The 17,492-nt window shown below is 71.0% G+C and carries 16 protein-coding genes; 5 read left to right on the top strand and 11 right to left on the bottom strand.

The window, feature by feature from the left end; genetic code table 11:
• Nucleotides 1-70: 70 nt before the first annotated feature.
• The 7 genes from MEBOL_RS20720 to MEBOL_RS20690 form a co-directional block, all read right to left on the bottom strand.
• Entirely contained in the window at nucleotides 71-1,411 is a 1,341-nt protein-coding gene (locus MEBOL_RS20720) for a hypothetical protein (RefSeq protein ID WP_095979061.1), read from the bottom strand.
• Complete coding sequence (locus tag MEBOL_RS20715; RefSeq protein WP_342747789.1) at nucleotides 1,408-3,513, bottom strand: hypothetical protein; 2,106 nt, start codon at nucleotides 3,511-3,513, stop codon at nucleotides 1,408-1,410. Before MEBOL_RS20715 ends, MEBOL_RS20720 begins: the two co-directional genes overlap by 4 nt.
• A 117-nt stretch (nucleotides 3,514-3,630) precedes the next feature.
• Nucleotides 3,631-4,050 carry a glycosyltransferase family 2 protein gene (locus tag MEBOL_RS20710; protein WP_218920934.1) on the bottom strand — a complete coding sequence of 140 codons (420 nt, stop codon included), beginning with the start codon at nucleotides 4,048-4,050 and terminating at the stop codon, nucleotides 3,631-3,633.
• Nucleotides 4,051-4,194: 144 nt separating this feature from the next.
• A complete protein-coding gene (locus tag MEBOL_RS20705; protein WP_095979060.1) occupies nucleotides 4,195-4,956 on the bottom strand; it encodes a PIG-L deacetylase family protein in 762 nt (253 codons plus the stop codon).
• A 262-nt stretch (nucleotides 4,957-5,218) separates the two neighbouring features.
• Nucleotides 5,219-6,547, bottom strand: a complete 1,329-nt coding sequence (locus tag MEBOL_RS20700) for a sensor histidine kinase (protein ID WP_245919969.1) — start codon at nucleotides 6,545-6,547, stop codon at nucleotides 5,219-5,221.
• 43 nt (nucleotides 6,548-6,590) lie between these two features.
• A complete protein-coding gene (locus tag MEBOL_RS20695; RefSeq protein ID WP_095979059.1) occupies nucleotides 6,591-7,922 on the bottom strand; it encodes a sensor histidine kinase in 1,332 nt (443 codons plus the stop codon).
• Nucleotides 7,923-8,019: 97 nt separating this feature from the next.
• Nucleotides 8,020-8,640, bottom strand: a complete 621-nt coding sequence (locus MEBOL_RS20690) for a phospholipase D-like domain-containing protein (RefSeq protein WP_095979058.1) — start codon at nucleotides 8,638-8,640, stop codon at nucleotides 8,020-8,022.
• Between the two features lie 139 nt (nucleotides 8,641-8,779).
• Here MEBOL_RS20690 and MEBOL_RS20685 point away from each other — a divergent pair, with 139 nt between their 5' ends.
• The 3 genes from MEBOL_RS20685 (at nucleotide 8,780) to MEBOL_RS20680 (ending at nucleotide 11,497) form a co-directional block, all read left to right on the top strand.
• Nucleotides 8,780-10,222, top strand: a complete 1,443-nt coding sequence (locus tag MEBOL_RS20685) for an aldehyde dehydrogenase family protein (protein ID WP_095979057.1) — start codon at nucleotides 8,780-8,782, stop codon at nucleotides 10,220-10,222.
• A 10-nt stretch (nucleotides 10,223-10,232) separates the two neighbouring features.
• A complete protein-coding gene (locus tag MEBOL_RS41300; RefSeq protein WP_157775302.1) occupies nucleotides 10,233-10,394 on the top strand; it encodes a hypothetical protein in 162 nt (53 codons plus the stop codon).
• Between the two features lie 68 nt (nucleotides 10,395-10,462).
• On the top strand, nucleotides 10,463-11,497 hold the full coding sequence (locus MEBOL_RS20680) for a hypothetical protein (RefSeq protein WP_095979056.1): 1,035 nt from the start codon (nucleotides 10,463-10,465) through the stop codon (nucleotides 11,495-11,497).
• Here the strand turns inward: MEBOL_RS20680 and MEBOL_RS20675 are convergent.
• Nucleotides 11,482-11,979 carry a gluconokinase gene (locus MEBOL_RS20675; RefSeq protein ID WP_095979055.1) on the bottom strand — a complete coding sequence of 166 codons (498 nt, stop codon included), beginning with the start codon at nucleotides 11,977-11,979 and terminating at the stop codon, nucleotides 11,482-11,484. The genes MEBOL_RS20680 and MEBOL_RS20675 overlap by 16 nt on opposite strands.
• Nucleotides 11,980-12,216: 237 nt before the next feature.
• Between MEBOL_RS20675 and MEBOL_RS20670 the strand changes: the two genes are divergently transcribed.
• Together MEBOL_RS20670 and MEBOL_RS20665 are read left to right on the top strand one after the other, a co-directional pair.
• Nucleotides 12,217-13,623, top strand: coding sequence for a serine/threonine-protein kinase (locus MEBOL_RS20670; protein WP_245919967.1), 1,407 nt, complete (start codon nucleotides 12,217-12,219; stop codon nucleotides 13,621-13,623).
• 115 nt (nucleotides 13,624-13,738) lie between these two features.
• Nucleotides 13,739-14,587 (top strand): hypothetical protein, encoded by an 849-nt coding sequence (locus MEBOL_RS20665; RefSeq protein ID WP_245919966.1) that lies wholly within the window; start codon nucleotides 13,739-13,741, stop codon nucleotides 14,585-14,587.
• Nucleotides 14,588-14,597: 10 nt separating this feature from the next.
• On the opposite strand, the gene MEBOL_RS20660 is transcribed toward MEBOL_RS20665, so the two are convergent.
• The 3 genes from MEBOL_RS20660 to MEBOL_RS20650 form a co-directional block, all read right to left on the bottom strand.
• Nucleotides 14,598-15,797, bottom strand: coding sequence for a two-component system sensor histidine kinase NtrB (locus MEBOL_RS20660; RefSeq protein ID WP_095979054.1), 1,200 nt, complete (start codon nucleotides 15,795-15,797; stop codon nucleotides 14,598-14,600).
• A gap of 179 nt (nucleotides 15,798-15,976) precedes the next feature.
• Complete coding sequence (locus MEBOL_RS20655; RefSeq protein ID WP_095982896.1) at nucleotides 15,977-16,597, bottom strand: acyltransferase; 621 nt, start codon at nucleotides 16,595-16,597, stop codon at nucleotides 15,977-15,979.
• An 82-nt stretch (nucleotides 16,598-16,679) separates the two neighbouring features.
• Nucleotides 16,680-17,387, bottom strand: a complete 708-nt coding sequence (locus MEBOL_RS20650) for a phosphatase PAP2 family protein (protein ID WP_095979053.1) — start codon at nucleotides 17,385-17,387, stop codon at nucleotides 16,680-16,682.
• Between the last annotated feature and the right edge of the window lie 105 nt (nucleotides 17,388-17,492).

The raw sequence follows: 17,492 nt of genomic DNA, 5'->3' as shown, positions 1-17,492 counted from the left end.
AACAGAGCGAAGGCGCCCAAGCGTTTCCGGGCGGATGATTCAAGACGCCTCCTGACCACGGGTGCACAATTCAGGAACGGTGCCGCTCGGCCACGCGATAGAGCTGACAGAGGGAGTAATCCAACAGCGCTTGTGACGAGCCCATGTAGCGGCGTGCCCGGACAAACGGCAACCAGACGCGATTGCCTACCAGGACCTGGGCCTCCTCGAGCTTCTGGCGCGGGATCCACCGGCCTCCCAGGTGGCGCACCAACACCTCGCCCAGGTAGGCGCCAATGGCGGGCACGGCCCGCTCCTCGATGGCCTCCCGCGAACGGCTCGTCGGGAATTCCTCGCGCCAGAAATAGAAGTCGACGTCCGTGAGCGATTCGGGCATCGCCTTGAAGACGGAGGGCACCTGCGTGTGCAGCAGGGCCACGAGGTGCTCGGCGAGGTCATCGTAGTGCTCGCGAGCCGCCGCCGGGTCCTCCACATCCGAGGGGAGCGCACTGGCGGCGGGACGCCACTCCTCGGGCTCGGGCGGTTGCCAGGCGTTGAATTCGGCGATTCGGCGTTGGCGCTCGTGACTGGCGACGCGGTCCACGACCCGGGTGAGAAGCGGTGCCACGTCCGGGTGGAAGCGGGGTTCCACGGGCGCGAGCCTGGCGCTGCGCTCGCGCAAGGAGCGCAGCACGGTGTCGAAGTCCAGGTCCGGCCGCAGGTGGACGTGAGCGCGGGCCTGGGCCAGACGCGCCTCCTCGCTGGCGAAGTCCGCGGGAGTGGGCCTCGTCACCAGGAGGACGCAACCGTTGGGCAATTCCTCCACCCGCCAGGCGGGAGTGGACAGCATGCGCTCGCGGCCGACGGTTTCCACCAGCTTCGGGCCGAAGACGTTGAGCCAGAACACCTCGTAGATCTTGTCGAAGCCGTCTCTGAATTCAGTCTCGTCGTCGCGGCCAAAATTGGGAGAGCCCGCCAACTCCTTGTCATCCGCGCTGTGGGCCGCGGCATGCGTGACGGGGTAGCGCGAAGCCCAGGCCCTCACCATCTCGACGAATTGGAGACAGCGCTTCGCCTCAGCGAATAAGGAAAGAGGCTTCACCTTGACCATGATGTCCAGTCCAGAAGGAATGGGAGGGAACCAGAGCCGCAGTGCCATATCCAACGCGGGCCATTTCGTCCTGTAGAATCCGAGCCCTATGTTGTTGTCTTCACGCCGCTCCTCCAGAGCCTTCCAAAAAGAAGGACGGGAGTATTTCCGTTGCCGATTGCCTTCGACGACGTCCGGCATCCAGTCGCCCGCGTACTCCTCGAGCGCATGAAGAAAAGGCTCCAGCTCACCCTCGAGTGCCGCCCGCGGATTGAAGGCACCATCGAAAGTGAGTCGGAGAAAGTCCTCATCCCTTGAACCGTAAAACTCCAGTACCTTCATTGGAACAGGACCTCCACTCCTGGAACCGCTTTCTTGGACTCGTTCACAGCTGCCTTCAAATCGCCTGCCCGATAGGGCTTGAGTTGGCCGCCCTCGTAGATGAGGCGGACCCGCTGGACGGGCACACTGCTCCCCTCGCGGAGGAGAGGCTGAAGGGAGCCTCGACGGATGTCCAACACCTCGCCGTAGTTGCGTCGCGCTTCCCTCGCGTCTTCCATCATTTGCGCCGCCAGGGCATCCTTTCCCAGCCCCGAAAGGTCCCGACTCTTGAAGCTGAAGGTCTCCACGCGAGGCGGCCGTCCAGCAAGCTCCCCTTCTTCGATGACGAGCACATCCGCGAAGCGCAAGCCCGTGCCCGGCTTCCTCACGCCCACGTATGTCTCGATTCGGGGCTTGTCGAAGTCCCCGAGGAAGCGGCGCTCCGCCCGGGGCAGCTCCGCGTCGGCCCTCAGCACCTTCACCATGGCGCGCTCGAATTCCAGCCCCCGGGCGAATCCCCTCCACATCACGTCATAGGCAGCCCAGCGCAGCGGCCCCTTGCTGGCCTTGCCTTCCCTGAGCTCTCCCAAACGCCCTTCGTAATAGTCGACGTACTCACGCCAGCGGGGATTGTCTCGGGCTCCGGACGGCGGGGCGTCCAAGGAAGGGCGCTGCTTCTCCAACACCGCCACGTCTGTCGATAAGCGCGGGCCCGGGGTTTCGGACTCCACCGCCACGAGCCGGGCCTCCACCACCTCCCGGGTGAGCCCCACCTCCTGGTCCACCAGCGCGACCAGGCCTCCGGGGTGCTCCACCGCCACCCCGCGCCTCACCGCCGGAGCGCCCGTGGCCTCGGGTTTCGCCTTGGACATCATCGCCTGCGCCCTGCGCACGTCGCCCCGGGCCTCGCGCATCGCCAGGGCCGCGTCCACGCCTCCCACCGCCACGAAGCGGCCTGCCTCCCGGCTGGCTTGAATCTCCCGGGCCAGCTCTCGCAGTCCCTCCGCTCCCAGCCGTGCCTCCAACCGCCGTACGCCCTCCTCCACAACCCTCCAGCGTACTTCCGGGAGTCCTCGCCCTCGTCCCTCGGACAAGGCGCCCAGGCCCTTGCCTCCCGCGTACAGCGCTCCCAGCAGCAAGGCCGGCGCCAGCTCTCGCGTGGCCCGCTCGTACTCGCCCAGCGACAGCGCGGACACACCCTGGCCCGTGCCCACCACCAGGTAATAGAAGCCCAGCGGCACGCCGAACGTCACCGCGTCGAAGCTCCCCACCGCCACGCTTCCCGGCGCGAAGTGCCGCAGCGCCAGTGCCCGCTCCACCTCGTGCGCGGCCTCCTGGTAGGCCGGGGGCAACCGCGCCCACCTCGCCGACAGCTCGCTGTAGCGCATGCCGTCCACCGTCTGGCTGGTGGCGAGCGCGTCCCGGGCGGCCCGGCCCAGTCCCCGCAGCACGTCCCCCGCTCGCTCCTCCCGCTCCGGGAAGGCCGACAGTGGCAAGCCCCGCGCCGCCAACTCCTCGCGTACGGTGGGCATGAGCCCCAGCGTCTGTCCCAACCGCTTGTCCCGGGCCAGCAGCTCCAGCACCTTACGGACTTCATCGTCATGGGCCGTGTGCAAGACGAAGAGGGCGAACACCTCCGCGTGGAAGACGCCGTAGCGCTCCGTGGCGTCGACGAGGAAGGCGGCGCGCTTGCGTTGAAGGAGGTGGGCCGCGTCCTCGCGCACCGGCCCCAGGGCGCCCAGCCGCACCGCGCGCCACTCGTCCAACGCCTCCACCAGCCGAGGCATGTCCACTCGCTCCTGCAACGCGACGAAGTCGCCGGGCGAGGCGCACGTGAGGAAGGGGGCCAGCAGCGCCTCCGCATCACCCGAGGACACCTCGGGCCAGTCCGGGGGCACTGCCACGCCTCCACAGGCGAGCGAGTCCTCCGGCACGCGCTCCACGAGGGGGGGAGTCGCCCGCGAGGGGAATCCACCTGCGCTTCCCGCGGACTCCGTCAGTCGAGGCGGAGCGCGAACAGCGGAGGACTGGGCGTGTATACCCATGCCGCTCGCCAGACTCCCGAGCGGTGGCCCCGTGGCGCATCCCGCCCCGAGCACGAGGGCGGCCAAGGCCAGCAGCACCACACCACCGCCCTCCCTTGGGGCAGGTCTTCTCTCGGGGATGAGCGCGCGGGGGGTCATCAACATGAGGGGCCCCGTCGGTAGCACAATCGCTCCCAAGGGGAGTCCCCTCATCTCTTACGGGTCCGCCGCGAGCCCCCGCAGGTAGTCACCGAAGCCGCCCCGAGCCCGGGGATCGCGCCGGGAGCTCGTCCGCACCCGGGACCGGGCGCTCCAGGCGATGTCCGCCCCGGTTCCCTCCAGGGCCCGCACGAGTGCCACGTCCTCGTGCGCCGGGAGTGGAGGAAAGCCACCCGCGCGCATATAGGCTCGTGCACTCACTCCCAGGTTCGCCCCGTGGATGTGCGCGTGCCCATCCGCATCGACATACGCCGCCTCGTAGCGGTGGCGCACGCGCGGCGCGTGGGGCGACCAGTCATCCACCTCGACGACCCCGCACACGGCATCCGCGCCCAGCGCGAGTTGCACCGCCAGCCAGTCGGGAAAGACGTGGGAGTCCGCATCGGTATTGGCCAGCCACCGCGCGCCCCGGGACAACAACAGCTCCGCGCCCCGGGCTCGCCGACCCGGACCTCCTCGCCCCCGAGCGCCGGATGGAGCGCCGCTCGTACCAGCGCCGCCGGTACTCCCATGAATTCTCGCTGACGGCGTACATGCGCTCGAAGTGCTCCATGGACACGCTCATGTGAGCACCACCTCGAAGGAGCGCAGCAACCGCGCGAGCACATGCGGCGGCAGGAGGGGCGCCCGGCCGGTGGACGGGTCTGGATCCAACTGGCTCACGTAGGCGGCCGTGGCCCGGCGTTTGAGCGCGAGCGTGGGCTCGTCGAGCAGGATGCGCCGCGCGCGGGACCAGGGCACCCGTGCATCCCCGGGCCGGGCCCAATGCCACGTCCAGATGGGCACCTCCACGAAGCGCGTCTCCAGCGCAGCGCTCGCCCGGAACGCGGCGCGTCCGACGGCCTCGTGGTCCGGATGCCCATCCATCCGCCACGTCGCGAGCACCACGTCCTCCGGCCTCAGCCGCTCGCCCAGGAGCCCCGCCAGACGTCCCTCGTGCGACGGGAGGGCCCCATCTGGGAGTTCCAGGCGCTCCACCTCGACATGGGCGAGGCCCAGCCGGCTCAAGGCTTCCCGCGTCTCCCGGGGCCGGGCCGCCGCGAGACGTTCGACGGGCCAGGAGGAAGAGCCCGGATGGCTCGCCGTGCCATCCGTGACGGCGATGAGCAACACGTCCCGCCCGAGCCGCCCGAGCCGCGCCAGCAGGCCCCCCGTGCCGAGCACCTCGTCATCCGGGTGCGGCGCGACGATGACGACCCGGCTCCCCTCGGGCACGAGCGTGGAGGGCTCCAGCACGGGCAGCGTCTCCAGACCGGACCAGGCCGCCCAATCCCGGGCCGACGTTCCCTCTCCGACGATACGCCGCGAATTCACAGCGTCCATACGTCCTCCCCCTGCTTCACCCCTGGCCCTCCAGGGCGCCGAGCGCCCGGCCCACGCGGCTCAACACGCGCTCACCCTGGTCCATCTCCAGTCCGTCGAGGGCCACCGTGAGGGACATGTCTGAGAAAAGTTTTTCCACGGGTGCATGCCTCTTGCGAAGGAGTCATTCCCTCGTGAACCCGCCCCACGCCGAGGAGGGGAGTCCAGCACCACTCAAGTTATGAACGCGGGTACGGGGGTGCCATGGCCCCCCACACAATCCTCAACGCGCCGCGGGCAGCAGGATGACGAAGCGGGCCCCACCCCCCGGAGGGTTCTCCGCATGCAACGAGCCGCCGACCCGTGACACGTACTCGCGACACAGCGCGAGCCCCAACCCCGTCCCCTTTCCCGGCGGCTTGGTGGTGAAGAAGGGCTCGAACAGCCTCGGCAGCACCTCCGGGGGAATCCCCGGGCCGTTGTCCTCCACCTCCAGGCACACGCCCTCCTCCACCCGCCACGCGCGCACGCGGATGCGCACGAGCCCGCCCGGCATGGCCATCTCCACCGCGTCCACGGCGTTGAGCAGCAGGTTGAGCACCACCTGCACGAGGTGCCTCTGCCCCAGGCGCACCGCTGGCAATCCCGGCTCGAGCGCCAGGGACACCTCGCCCCGGTCGCGCAGACGCACCGACGCCAGCCGCGACGCCTCGCTCAACGCCTCCTCCACGAGGCCCCGCTCGTTCTCCTCCAGGCTCCCCACGCGCGAGAAGCCCCTCAGGTCCGTGACGATCTGCTGGATGCGCAGCACGCCCTGCTGCGTCTCGGCGAGCACGAGCATCAGCTCATCCGGATCCACGCCCCGTCCCTCGCGCAGCAGGTGGCTCAGGTTGGCCTTCACGTAGGCCAGGGGGTTGTTCACCTCGTGCGCCACTCCGGCCGCCAGCTGCCCCACGAGCACCAGCCGCTCCACCTCGGCGCGCTCGCGCTCGGCATGCCTCCGCAGCCGCTCGCTCTCCGCGAGCTGGGCGAGGGCCTCGAGCCGCTCCTGGTGGGCGCTGCGCTGTGCGTCCAGCATGCGCCGGTACATGCTCGAGCCGAGGAGCGCGAGCCCCACGAACGTGGACAGGTTCACCGCCTGGAGCACCATCCGGGACGGCGGCACCTGGGCCAGGACATTGACGATCATGGCCGAGCCCAGCGAGGCCAGACCGCCCGCCAGCGTGGGCAGACGGCTGTCGGGCGAGAACATGGCGAGCACGAGCGGCACGGCCATGAAGACGGGGAAGTAGGCGCTCTGGGGCCCGCCGGTCAGGTGCACGAAGACGGTGAAGGTCGCCATGCCCACGAGCCCCGAGCTGGTCCCCGCCCATTTCAGGGGCACCCAACCCGCGCCCACCCCCACGCCCATCAGCGCGAAGAACGCGCTCGCCAGCAGTTGGGAGCCGATGAGCGGCGGGGGCAGGGAGCGCGTCACCACGCAGTGCAGCGCGAGCCCGAACAGCAGCACGACCGCCACGAGGAGGTGGTTCTTGCGCTGCAGGCGCAGCAGCGCGGGCGGTGCCGGGTCGTCTCGCTCGGCCTGGACAGGGGACGTCCCGACGCGCCTCACCGGAACCCCCTGGCTTCTCCAGGAAACCACTTCACGAGTGGGGTCACACTACCACGGGGCGGGACTCCTCGACCAAGGGCAGCAGGAGGACGAAGCGCGCTCCGCCTCCCGGCCGATTCTCCGCGTGAAGCGTACCGCCACTGCGCGAGACGAACTCCCGACACAACGCGAGCCCCAACCCCGTCCCCTTTCCCGGCGGCTTGGTGGTGAAGAAGGGCTCGAACAGCCTCGGCAACACCTCCGGGGGAATCCCCGGGCCGTTGTCGTCCACCTCCAGGCGCACGCCTTCCTCCACCCGCCACGCGCGCACCGCGATGTGGGCCAGACATCTCGAGTCCGCCATCTCCACCGCGTCCACGGCGTTGAGCAGCAGGTTGAGCACCACCTGCACGATGTGCCGCTGACCCAGGCGCACCGCGGGCAATCCCGGATCGAGCGCCAGGGACACCTCGCCCCGCTCGCGCAGGCGCACCGACGCCAGCCGCGTCGCCTCCTGGAGCGCTTCCTCCAACACGCCCCCCCGCTCCTCGCCATATCCCCCGGCGCGGGAGAAGCCGCGCAGGTCCATGACGATCTGCTGGATGCGCAGCACGCCCTGCTGCGTCTCGGCGATCACCCCGAGCAACTCCTCGCGGACCCGGGGCAGGTCCTCGCCCCGCACCTCGTGCTCGAGGTAGTTCAGGTTGGCCTTCACGTAGGCCAGGGGGTTGTTCACCTCGTGCGCCACTCCGGCCGCCAGCTGCCCCACGAGCACCAGCCGATCCACCTCGGCGCGCTCGCGCTCGGCGTGCCTGCGCCGCCGCTCGCTCTCCGCGAGCTGCTCGAGCATGTCCAGCCGCTCCTGATGGGCCAGGCGCTGCGCTTCCCCCAGGCGCCGGTAGGTGCGCGTGCCGAAGAGCGCCAGCAGCAACAGCATGCCCAGGCCCATCACCCGCAGCGTCATCGTGAGCGGAGACACTCCCGCCAGCATGTCCACGAACGCCACCGCGCCCAGCGTCGCCACGCCGCCCACGAGCGTGGGCAGGCGCGAGTCCGGGGTGAACATGGCCAGGATGAAGGGCAGAGCGGCGAACACCGGGAGGTAGGGGCTCTGGGCTCCGCCGGTCAGGTGCACGAAGACCGTGGCCGCCGCCAGACCGACGAGCCCCGCCAACACCCCCGTCAGCCGGGGCGGCAACCATCCCGCGCCCACTCCCCCGCCCATCAACCCCAAGCACGCGCTCCAGACGAGCTGCGAGAGGATGAGCTCCATGGAGAAGGATCGCGTCAACAGGCAGTGCATCACCGCGCCGGCCAGCAAGGAGGCCGCGCAGACGAGGTAGTTCCTCCGCTTCAACCGAAGCAGGGCCTTCGATAGGAGGGGTTCTGCCGTCATGGAGCGGAAGATGCTATCCGGGGAAAGCCCCGAGATGCGGTTTAGACGGATTATTCCATGACAGCCCGCCCGTCCGCCAGAAGGCCGGGCTCATCCCTCACCGGGGCCTCTTCGCCCGGACCAGGCGTCGCGTCTTGCCCAGGCGCACGCCGCTGGCGGGCCGCCTCGGCCCCGGGGGCGCGTTCGCGGGGAGGATCGGATCCGGACACACCTCGCGCAGCCGGCAGCCCCGGCACTCCGCGCCGCTCCACACCGACTCGAAGAGGGCCGTCGTCCGATCGATGACGTCGAAGTCCTCGGTGACGAAGCCCAGCTCGAAGTTGCGCACGTCCTGGCCCTTGGCCCCGAGCCCCGCCCCGGTGAGGTTCGCGCTGCCCAGGTACGCCCAGGCCCCGTCCACCAGCACCGTCTTGAAGTGCACCCGCGGACACACCTTGAGCTCCAAGCCTCCCTTCACCAGCCGCGCGCGCTGATCGAACTCCTCCCGGAAGGGCCGGCTGGGCAGCTCCGCGTGCAACAACCGCAGGGCCACGCCTCGCGCCGCGAGCCCGTCCAGCACCTGGAGCAGCGGCACGAAGCGCTCGCCCTGCTTCACGTACATGGCCTTCACGTTCGCCGTGGCGATCCACACCGACTCGCGCGCATGCGCCAGCTTGCCGAGCACCACTTCCCGGTACAGCTCACCGCCCGCGAGCAGCTCCGCTTGAATGGGACGCATACCTACACGCTCGCACATGGGGCGGGGGCACGTCCAGGCGTGAACATTCTCCGTGGTCACGCGGGCGGGGGTGCCAGAGGATGACGTAGAGCCCGTGAGAGGTTGAACCCGGCGGGGGCGTATTCCTGAGGAGGAAGCGATGCGCGTGGTGAGCACGAATGAGGAGCAGTCGCGAGCCAACCCCTTCCAGGAGACCTTCGAGCGGTTGAAGGCCCGCCGTTGGGAGCAGGCGCGCACGAGCGCCCCGGAGCGGGTGGCACGGCTCAAGAAGCTGCGCGCGGCGCTGGTGGCCCGGCGCGCGGCCCTCTACGAGGCGCTGTACGAGGACTTCCGCAAGCCGGCCGCCGAGGTGGAGACGACCGAGGTGCTGCTGGTGCTCATGGAGCTCGACCATGCCATCAAGCAGCTCGGCAAGTGGATGAAGCCACGCCGGGTGGGCACGCCCGTGCTGCTCATGGGCACGAGCAGCCAGGTGCGCTACGAGCCCAAGGGCGTGGTGCTCATCATGGCGCCGTGGAACTACCCGCTGCAGCTCGTGCTCGCGCCCCTGGTGGCGGCGGTGGCGGCGGGCAACTGCGTGTGCCTCAAGCCGAGCGAGAAGACGCCTCACACCGCGGCCTTCATCACGAAGCTCATCCAGGACGTGTTCCCGCCCAACGAGGTGGTGGTGGTGGAGGGCGGCGCGCGCGAGAGCCAGGCGCTCCTGGAGTTGCCCTTCGATCACTTCTTCTTCACGGGCGGCGCGCGCGTGGGGCGCAAGGTGATGGAGGCGGCGGCACGGCACCTGGCGGGCGTGACGCTGGAGCTGGGAGGCAAGTCGCCCGTGGTGGTGGACGACACGGCGGACCTGGCGGCGAGCGCCGAGCGCATCGTCTTCGGCAAGTTCATCAATGGCGGGCAGACGTGCGTGGCGCCGGACTACGTGCTGGTGCCCTCGGCGCGCGAGGAGGAGTTCCTCGGCCACCTGCGCGCCTCCATCGAGCGCTTCTACGGCGGCACGGAGGAAGCGCGCCGCGCGAGCAAGGACTTCTGCCGCATGGTGGACGACGCGCAGTTCACCCGGGTGAACACGCTGCTGGAGCGCTCGGTGGCGCAAGGGGTGCGCGTGGTGCTGGGGGGCCAGGTGGACGCGGCCAGCCGCTACATCGCGCCCACGGTGCTCTCCGACGTGAAGCCCGAGACGGCCATCATGGAGGAGGAAATCTTCGGCCCGGTGCTGCCCGTGCTGCGCTACGACTCGCTGGACGAGGCGGTGCGGCTCATCCGCGCGGGCACCAAGCCCTTGGCGCTCTACATCTTCAGCCACGCGAGCGGCACGGTGGAGCGGCTGCTCGGGGAGACGAGCGCGGGCGGCACGTGCGTCAACACGACGGTGGTGCACCTGACGAACATGGACCTGCCCTTTGGCGGCGTGGGCGAGAGCGGCGTGGGCAACTACCACGGCGAGTTCGGCTTCCGCACGTTCAGCCACGAGCGGGCCGTGCTGCGGCAGGGCCCCCTCTTCCTGCTCAACCGCTTCTTCCCGCCCTACTCGGACAAGGGCCGGAAGATGGCGCGCCTGGCCAGCCGGCTGTTCGAGTAAGGAGGACGGCGTGCTCACCCTGGACGCCCATCCGCTCCTCGACGCGGTGGCCTTCGAGGCCACCTTCCCCGCGCCCCTGTCCCAGCTGCCCTCGCCCGACCGCGGGCGGACCTTCGACTGGTACCGCGAGGTGCTCGAGCGGCTGGGAGCGGTGGTGGAGCCTCGGTCCTGAGCGCGCCGGATCTGCCGCTCCTGCTGGCCCAGGGAGCGCGCGCCCTCTCCGCGACCTGGGGCCGGCCGGTGCTGCTCGGCACGCCCGAGACGCTGGAGGGAGGCGCGGTGCGTGCCCAGGTGCGCGGCGGTCCCGTGCCGGGCGTGCTCCTCAAGCACTTCCCGGACGAGCCCGTGCGCGGCTTCGACGACTGGGCGGGCAGCGCGTACCTCACCGGGCGGGGCCTGGAGGCGGTGCCGCGCTTCCTCGCGGGCGACGTGGAGGGGCGCTTCTTCCTGCAGGAGGACCCGGGGCCGGGGCGCACCCTGGAGGAGCTGCTGCGCGGCCGGGACACGCGCTCGGCCACCGGGGGACTGCTCGCCACCGCGCGGATGCTCGGCCAGCTGCACGCCTCGACGCTGGGCGCTCAATCCAGCTACGAGCTGGTGCGCCAGGCCCTGCCCCCCCGCCACGAGCGCGTGCGCATGGAGGAGGCGCGCTGGCTGCTCGAGCACGAGGGCCGGCTCAAGCGCTGGCTCACGGCGGTGGGCACGCCGCTCGCGCCGGGCACCCACGCGGACCTGGAGGCGGTGTCGCGCGCCCTGGCGGACCCGGGCGCCCTGCTCGCCTTCACCCACGGCGGCCTGTCCCCCGCCAGTGTGCTCCTCACGCTCGCGGGGCCCCGGCTGCCCGGCATGGCCGGCTCGGGCATGCGCCATGCGCTGTATGACGCCCTCCTGTGGCTCGTCACCCTGCCCCTGCCCGAGGAGCTGCTGTCGCGCGCGGACATCACCCACCGCCTCACCCTGTCGTCCCGGTGCGAGGCGGCCCAGGTGGACTCGGAGTGGGCGCGGGCCCGGGCCACGGTGGTGCTCGCGCGCACGGTGACGCTGTTGCAGGCCATGAACCCGCGCATGCTGGACGAGGACCCGTCCCCGGCGGCCGGAGCCCCGTCCCTGCACGCCACGCTGCTGCACCACCTGGCGCGCTGCCGGGAATCGCTCGCCACCCTCGACGCCTTCACCGGGCTGGGCCAGACGCTGAGCGGGCTGGAGGCGCGGCTGCGCGAGCGCTGGACGGTCGCGCCCTTCGTGTGGCCCGCCCTGCGTCAGCCCGGGGTCTGAGGACCCAGCACCTGGAGGATGTGGGCCACCACCTCGTCCAGCGGGGCCGACGCGTCCACCCACAGCGCCCCCTGGGGCACCTCCAGCGTCACGAGCTGACTGTCGAGCAGCACGGCCGACATGAAGTGACCCCGCCGGTTCGCCAGCCGCTCGGCGAGCACTTCCCGCGGCACGTGCAGGAACACCCACTTCTCGCGCGCCGCGTCCACGGACAAGCGCCGCCGGTAGGACTCCTTGAGCGCCGAGCACGCCAGCACCAGGCCCTCATCCGCCGCCAGCGCCTGGGCGATGACCTCGCGCATCCGCTCGAGCCAGGGCTCCCGGTCCTCGTCCGTGAGCGCCAGGCCCCCGGTCATCTTCGCGATGCTGCCGGGCGAGTGGTAGTCGTCCCCATCCCGGAAGGTCCACCCGAGCGCCCGGGCCAGACGCGTGCCCACCGTCGTCTTTCCCGCCCCGGACACTCCCATCACGATGACCACCACGCGTGCGTCCTCCCGGCCTCGTCCCGAACCCAACTCCGGAAAGTGTGGAAGTTTGAGCAATTCCCGAACTCCCGCCTGAACGAATTGTTCACCTCGTCCCCACCCCTGGGGAATGTCGCCTCATGAACAAGCCAACCCGCTGTCTTCCGGAGGAGCCGGCACCCACCCCTTCTCCTGGCGGACAGCACGGCGCTTGCAAGCCGTTCACTGGCGTTCATCTCTCACCACCGGACGTCCATGGACCGCGAGCATCGTTTCGAAGAGGCCACGCTGGACACCTGGGGAATGGCCGAGCCCACGAATCCCGTGGCGAGGCACGGGCCCGCGTCGAAGCCCGTCCGGGTGGACATGAGGGGCCGCCTGCTGGGGCACTACCGGCTCGTGAAACACCTGGGCAGCGGGGGCATGGGCTCGGTGTACCTCGCCGAGCAGCGGCTGGGAGGCCCCCAGGTGGCGGTGAAGGTGCTGCACCCGGAGCTGTCCCAGGACGCCGGGTTGCGCGCGCGCTTCTCCGCCGAGGCGCGCACGGTGAATCTCATCGGCCACCCCAACATCGTGCGCATCCTGGACATCGACGACTCGCGCCAGGGGCCGCTCTACTTCGTGATGGAGTACTTGAAGGGCACGCCCCTGTCGCGGCTGCCGCGCCCGATGGAGCCGGGCCTGCTCGTGTGGCTGCTGTCCCAGGCCTGTGACGCGCTGGAGGCCGTCCACCGCGGCGGCGTGGTGCACCGCGACCTCAAGCCAGACAACCTGCTGCTGGTGGAGCGCCCGGGGGAAGCGCCCCTGCTCAAGGTGCTCGACTTCGGCGTGGCCCGCACGTACCCGGAGGCGCTCGGGCCGGAGCGGAGCTCGCGCGGACAAGTCCTGGGGACCCCGGCCTACATGGCACCGGAGCAATGGGCGGGAGAGCTGGTGGACGGACGCGCGGACGTGTACGCGCTGGGCGTGACGGGCTACCTGCTCGCCACCGGCCAGCTTCCCTTCTCCCGGGGACAGCTGGCCCAGCGCGTCTTCGCACCCCACGGCCCGCCCCCCCCGCGGGCGCCGCACGAGCTCGCGCCCTCGGTCCCCGAGCGCCTGTCGCGCGTGCTGCTGCGCGCCCTGGCCCGTCAGCCCTGGGAGCGCTTCGCGAGCGCCGCGGACTTCAAGCAGGCCCTGTGCCGCGCCGTGCGAGCCAGGCCGGGCCCCTACCTCCCGTCCTCCCCGACGCGGGCCCAGACGCCCTCGCGCCTGCTCATCCCCGCCCAGCCGCTCCTCCCCGAGCCCAATGATCCCACGCCTCCGCCCGCCTGGGTGGCCCGCGTGCGGTACGACGCCGGGGAAGAGCCCGTGGTGGTGCACTGCAGCGGGCTGAACCCGGGCGGGCTCCTCATGAGCTGCGCCGAGCCCCTGCCACCGCTCGCCACCCGGCTCGACTTCACCCTGCAGATGGGGGGAGAAGCGGTGGACTGCGTGGGCGAGGTGGTGCTGCACGTGGAGCCGGCCCAGGCGCGCGCCCAGAGCCTGCCCACGGGGGTGGTGTTGCGCTTCCTCCAGCCCTCTCCCCGGCTGCGGGAGCTGCTCCACCGGCTGGACCCCTCCCGTGGCGCCGCCGCGCGGCCCTTCGCCGAAACCCCCGAGGAGTCCCCCAGCACCCATTGAGCAACGGATGCTGTCCGCTATCCGTCATTGGACCCCGAGGCGAGCGTCCGGGGAAGCACGGCGGGCAGGCGCGAGCGGGACGAGGCCTGGAGGCGGGAGTACGCTCCGTCCCGTCATGATGCGCACGGTGCCGGAAATCATCCGTTGGGGAGGGAAACTGGTGCTCGTGGGCGCCGCGTTGCTGCTGGCGGCCTGCCGGGATCCGGCCAAGGTCTCCGGGACGGCGCTCTACGTGACCACCCAATTCGACCCCACCCTGCTGCTCACCCAGGTCCGTGTGTGGGGGGAAGTGGCGGGACAGCCTCACTTCGGACCCCAGGTGATTCCCGAGCAGCAGGAGCGGGTGCTGCACAGCGGGGAGACGCTGCGGGTGCTGCTCGGGGACGTGCCCAACGGCGTGACGGCGCAGGTGAGCGTGGAGGGACTGCGCGACAACGTCGTGGTGGCGCGCGGCGAGAGCGGCGTGGACATCCAGGATGGCTACGAGGTGGATGTCACCGTGCGGCTGGAGCCCGTCGGCACACCGCCCACCGATGGAGGAACGGGAGGCGGGGACGGCACCTTCTGCATCGGCTGCGAGGGCTGCTGCATCCAGGGCCAATGCGCCTCGTCCACCTTCAATACGTGCGGCACGGGGGGCATCTCCTGCGTGGCGTGCGATCCCGCGCGCGCCACCGGGTGCGACCAGCGCGGCGTCTGCGTCTGTGGCGCCAACCCCGCCTGTGCCCCGGAGACCTCGGACCGCTGCCTGCTCGGGATGTGCCGGTGTGGCAACTCCGCGGCCTGCGGCAAGGGGCAGCAGTGCGTGAACGGCTCCTGCGTGTGCACGTCGGACTCCTGCCCGGGGGGGTGCTGCTCGGGCAACACCTGTGAGCCAGGCACCACCAAGGACCGGTGCGGCAAGGGCGGCGAGTCCTGCGCCAAGTGCAAGAAGACCTGCAACGCGGACGGCACCTGCGACTGAGTGCCCCGGCTCAGGACAGCGCGGGCAGGGACACCCGGAAGCACGTGCCCCGGCCCGGCGAGGAGGTGACGGAGATGTGTCCGCCCAGCCCCTGGACGATGTCGCGGCACACGGAGAGCGCCGGCCCCGGCCGGGACGCCTCGTGGGCGGGAAGCGGCGCGAAGACGTGCGGCAGCGCCTCGGGGCCGAGCCCGGGGCCGGTGTCGTGCACCTCGATGACCACGTGACCCTGACCGTCCTCGCGGGTGACGAGCCGCACCGCGTTCAGCTCGGGGTCGCCGTCCTCGGGCAACGACCACACGGCGTGCAGCACGAGGTTGAGCAGCGCCTGGCGCAGGGCGCCATCGCCACCGGCCACCAGGGACTGGGCGCCGTAGTCACGCACCAGCCGCCCGCGCGAGCGCAGCGCGCTGGACACCATCTGCCCCACGGTGTCGAGCACCAGGTTCACGTCCAGGGGCCCCTGTCCCGGCTCGCTGCGGAAGCCGCGCAGGTGGCCGATCGTCTGGCGCAGCCGCTCGGCACCCTCGCGGATCTCCTCCACGGCCTCGAGCCACTGGGACACCTGGGCGCCGAGGGGCCCGGAGGTCGCGCCCCCGGCCATCTGACCCATGCTGGACACCAGGTACTCGAGGTTGGCGGACATGAAGGCGAGCGGGTTGTTCATCTCGTGCGCGAAGCCCGGCACGAGCATGCCCAGGGTGGCCATGCGATCGGCCTGCTGGAGCCGGGCCTGGAGCTGGCGCCGCTCGGTGATGTCGGTGAGCGCGCCCATCACCTCGCCCTGGCCCGTGGGCGAGCTGTACGCGGCCAGCTCCACCCACACGGAGCCGCTGGCCGCCAAGAGTCGCAGCTCCAGCCGGAACGAGGCCTGCAACCGCGCGCCAATCGACTCCAACATCCCCTGGACGCCCGCGCGATCCTCGGGGTGCACATGCTGGAGCAGGGACTGACCGAGCACGCCCTCCACGGGCAGCCCCGTGAGCGAGGCCCAGGTGGGGCCCAGGAACGTGAACTGGCCCAGCCGGTCCAGGTGGAAGACCACCTCGTTGAGCCGCTCGGCGAGGAAGTGGTAGCGCAGCGCGTCCGCGGACAATCCCGAGCGCAGATTCTCGGCGAGCGCCAGCTCGCGCAAGGGTGACAAACCGTCCCGTGCTGGACTCTCGGTGTCGCCCAAGGCACTGGCGCGCGACAGATGTGGGTATCCCATGGACTCGCTCGCTTTCCCCCGGAGGCCCCACCACCCCGACCCCACCTCTCCGGTGCGGGGGCCCTCGTCCAATCCTCCGGAAAGATAAGACCTGGAGTACGAACGCCGTCAATTCGGACGCCGGTTGTTGATCCAGCTTTCCCGCGAGTTGACAGTTTTCCAGGGCGAGCGTCCGGTACTTACTCTTGCGAATCGTCCGATGGTGAGCACGTGGGGTCCCGGAAGCCCGAGACGGGGCGCTCGCGGCGATCCCCGATGACGCGCGCGGGAGTGCCCGCGACGATGGCCCAGGCGGGCACGTCGCGGGTGACGACGGCGCCCATGCCCACCACGGCATGGTCTCCCAGGCGCACCCCGTCGGTGATGCCCGCGTTGGCGCCCACCCACACGTCCTTGCCCAGGACGATGCCCCGGGAGGTGACGGGCTGGGAGCGCACCGGCCGGTCCGGCGCCAGTCCATGATCGAAGGCATATAAGGTGGCGCCCGTGGCGATGCGGCTGCCCTCGCCGATGTGGATGCCCCCGGCGCCACCATCCAGGCTCGCGCGGGCGTTGAGGCTCACCCCCGCCTCGAGCACCACCGGCCCATGCACGAAGACGTTCGCCGCGATGCTCACCCCGGGGCCGGTCAGCCGGATGGGGCGGCCCGGCTCGGCGAACAACCGGGCGTCCGGGGAGATGAAGCACCCCTCGGCGATCTCCACCGTCTCCAGCTCGCGCAGCCGCTCCTGCACCTCGCGCTGCCAGGCCTCCGCCCAGGCGCGGTGGCGCGGCTTGAGCGTGAAGTAGAGCCACGGCATCCAGGAGAGGCGCAGCTTGTGCTGCTCGCGTCGGCGTGCGTCCAAGTCTTCGTCCACACCTGGCTGACTACCACGCCGGGCGCTAGGGCGGCTCGGTGTCGCCGCGAGCCTCCTCGCGCAGGCCGGGGCTCCTGCGCCGGGCCACGCGTGCCACCAGGCCCGCGAGCAGCGCCCAGCCCAGGCCCGCCATCCATCCGCCCAGCACGTCCGTGGGGTAGTGCACCCCCAGGTACACCCGCGTGACGCCGATGAGCAGCGTGAGCACGAGCGCCACCGTCACCAGGTACGCCTTGAGCCAGCGCTTGGAGACGAGCTCGGACAGGAGCGCCCCCAGCGTCAGGTACACGATGGCCGACAGCATGGCGTGACCGCTGGGGAAGCTCTCCGAGAGCACCTGGGTGAGGTGGGGCACCACCGAGGGCCTGGGGCGCGCCACCAGCCCCTTGATGAGCGTGTTGACGGCCACGCCGCCCAGCGTGGAGCCCAGCACCAGCGCCAGGGTGCGCCAGCGCCGCACGAGTGCGAGGAAGCCCCCCACCGCCACCACCATGAGCGCCAGCACCGACATGCTGCCCAACGCCGTCACGTCCCGCGCCGCCTCGGCGAGCCACCGCGGGCCCCGGGGCTGGCCCGGATCGTCCGGGCGGCGCAGCGAGCGCAGCACCTGCTCGTCGAAGGCCTGGGTGGAGTGCTCGCGCACCTCGTCCGACAACGCGAGGAAGCCCGCTCCCAGCAAGCCCAGGATGAGCAGCAGGCCCAGGAATCCACCCTCACGCGGCGTGGGTCGCATACCCACAGCACCCTAGACACTCCGCCCCGTCGCGGGCCTCCCGGTACGCGGAGCGTTGACGGGCCAACGGCCCGGACGTGAAGCACCGGACATTCGAATGAGACC

Source organism: Melittangium boletus DSM 14713 (assembly GCF_002305855.1).
Classification (GTDB): Bacteria; Myxococcota; Myxococcia; order Myxococcales; family Myxococcaceae; genus Cystobacter; species Cystobacter boletus.
Note: the sequence above shows the minus strand (reverse complement) of the source record. Positions and strands in the feature narration are given on the sequence as shown.

Bases quoted from the DNA above. Each gene is read 5' to 3' on its own strand.
- MEBOL_RS20655 (WP_095982896.1), bottom strand. From the start codon at position 16,597: ATGCCGTGGCTCTACTTCACGCTCAAGCCGCGCCACCGCGCCTGGGCG.
- MEBOL_RS20650 (WP_095979053.1), bottom strand. From the start codon at position 17,387: ATGCGACCCACGCCGCGTGAGGGTGGATTCCTGGGCCTGCTGCTCATC.
- MEBOL_RS20660 (WP_095979054.1), bottom strand. From the start codon at position 15,797: ATGGGATACCCACATCTGTCGCGCGCCAGTGCCTTGGGCGACACCGAG.
- MEBOL_RS20705 (WP_095979060.1), bottom strand. From the start codon at position 4,956: ATGGACGCTGTGAATTCGCGGCGTATCGTCGGAGAGGGAACGTCGGCC.
- MEBOL_RS20690 (WP_095979058.1), bottom strand. From the start codon at position 8,640: ATGCGTCCCATTCAAGCGGAGCTGCTCGCGGGCGGTGAGCTGTACCGG.
- MEBOL_RS20695 (WP_095979059.1), bottom strand. From the start codon at position 7,922: ATGACGGCAGAACCCCTCCTATCGAAGGCCCTGCTTCGGTTGAAGCGG.
- MEBOL_RS20685 (WP_095979057.1), top strand. From the start codon at position 8,780: ATGCGCGTGGTGAGCACGAATGAGGAGCAGTCGCGAGCCAACCCCTTC.
- MEBOL_RS20665 (WP_245919966.1), top strand. From the start codon at position 13,739: ATGATGCGCACGGTGCCGGAAATCATCCGTTGGGGAGGGAAACTGGTG.
- MEBOL_RS20720 (WP_095979061.1), bottom strand. From the start codon at position 1,411: ATGAAGGTACTGGAGTTTTACGGTTCAAGGGATGAGGACTTTCTCCGA.
- MEBOL_RS20670 (WP_245919967.1), top strand. From the start codon at position 12,217: ATGGACCGCGAGCATCGTTTCGAAGAGGCCACGCTGGACACCTGGGGA.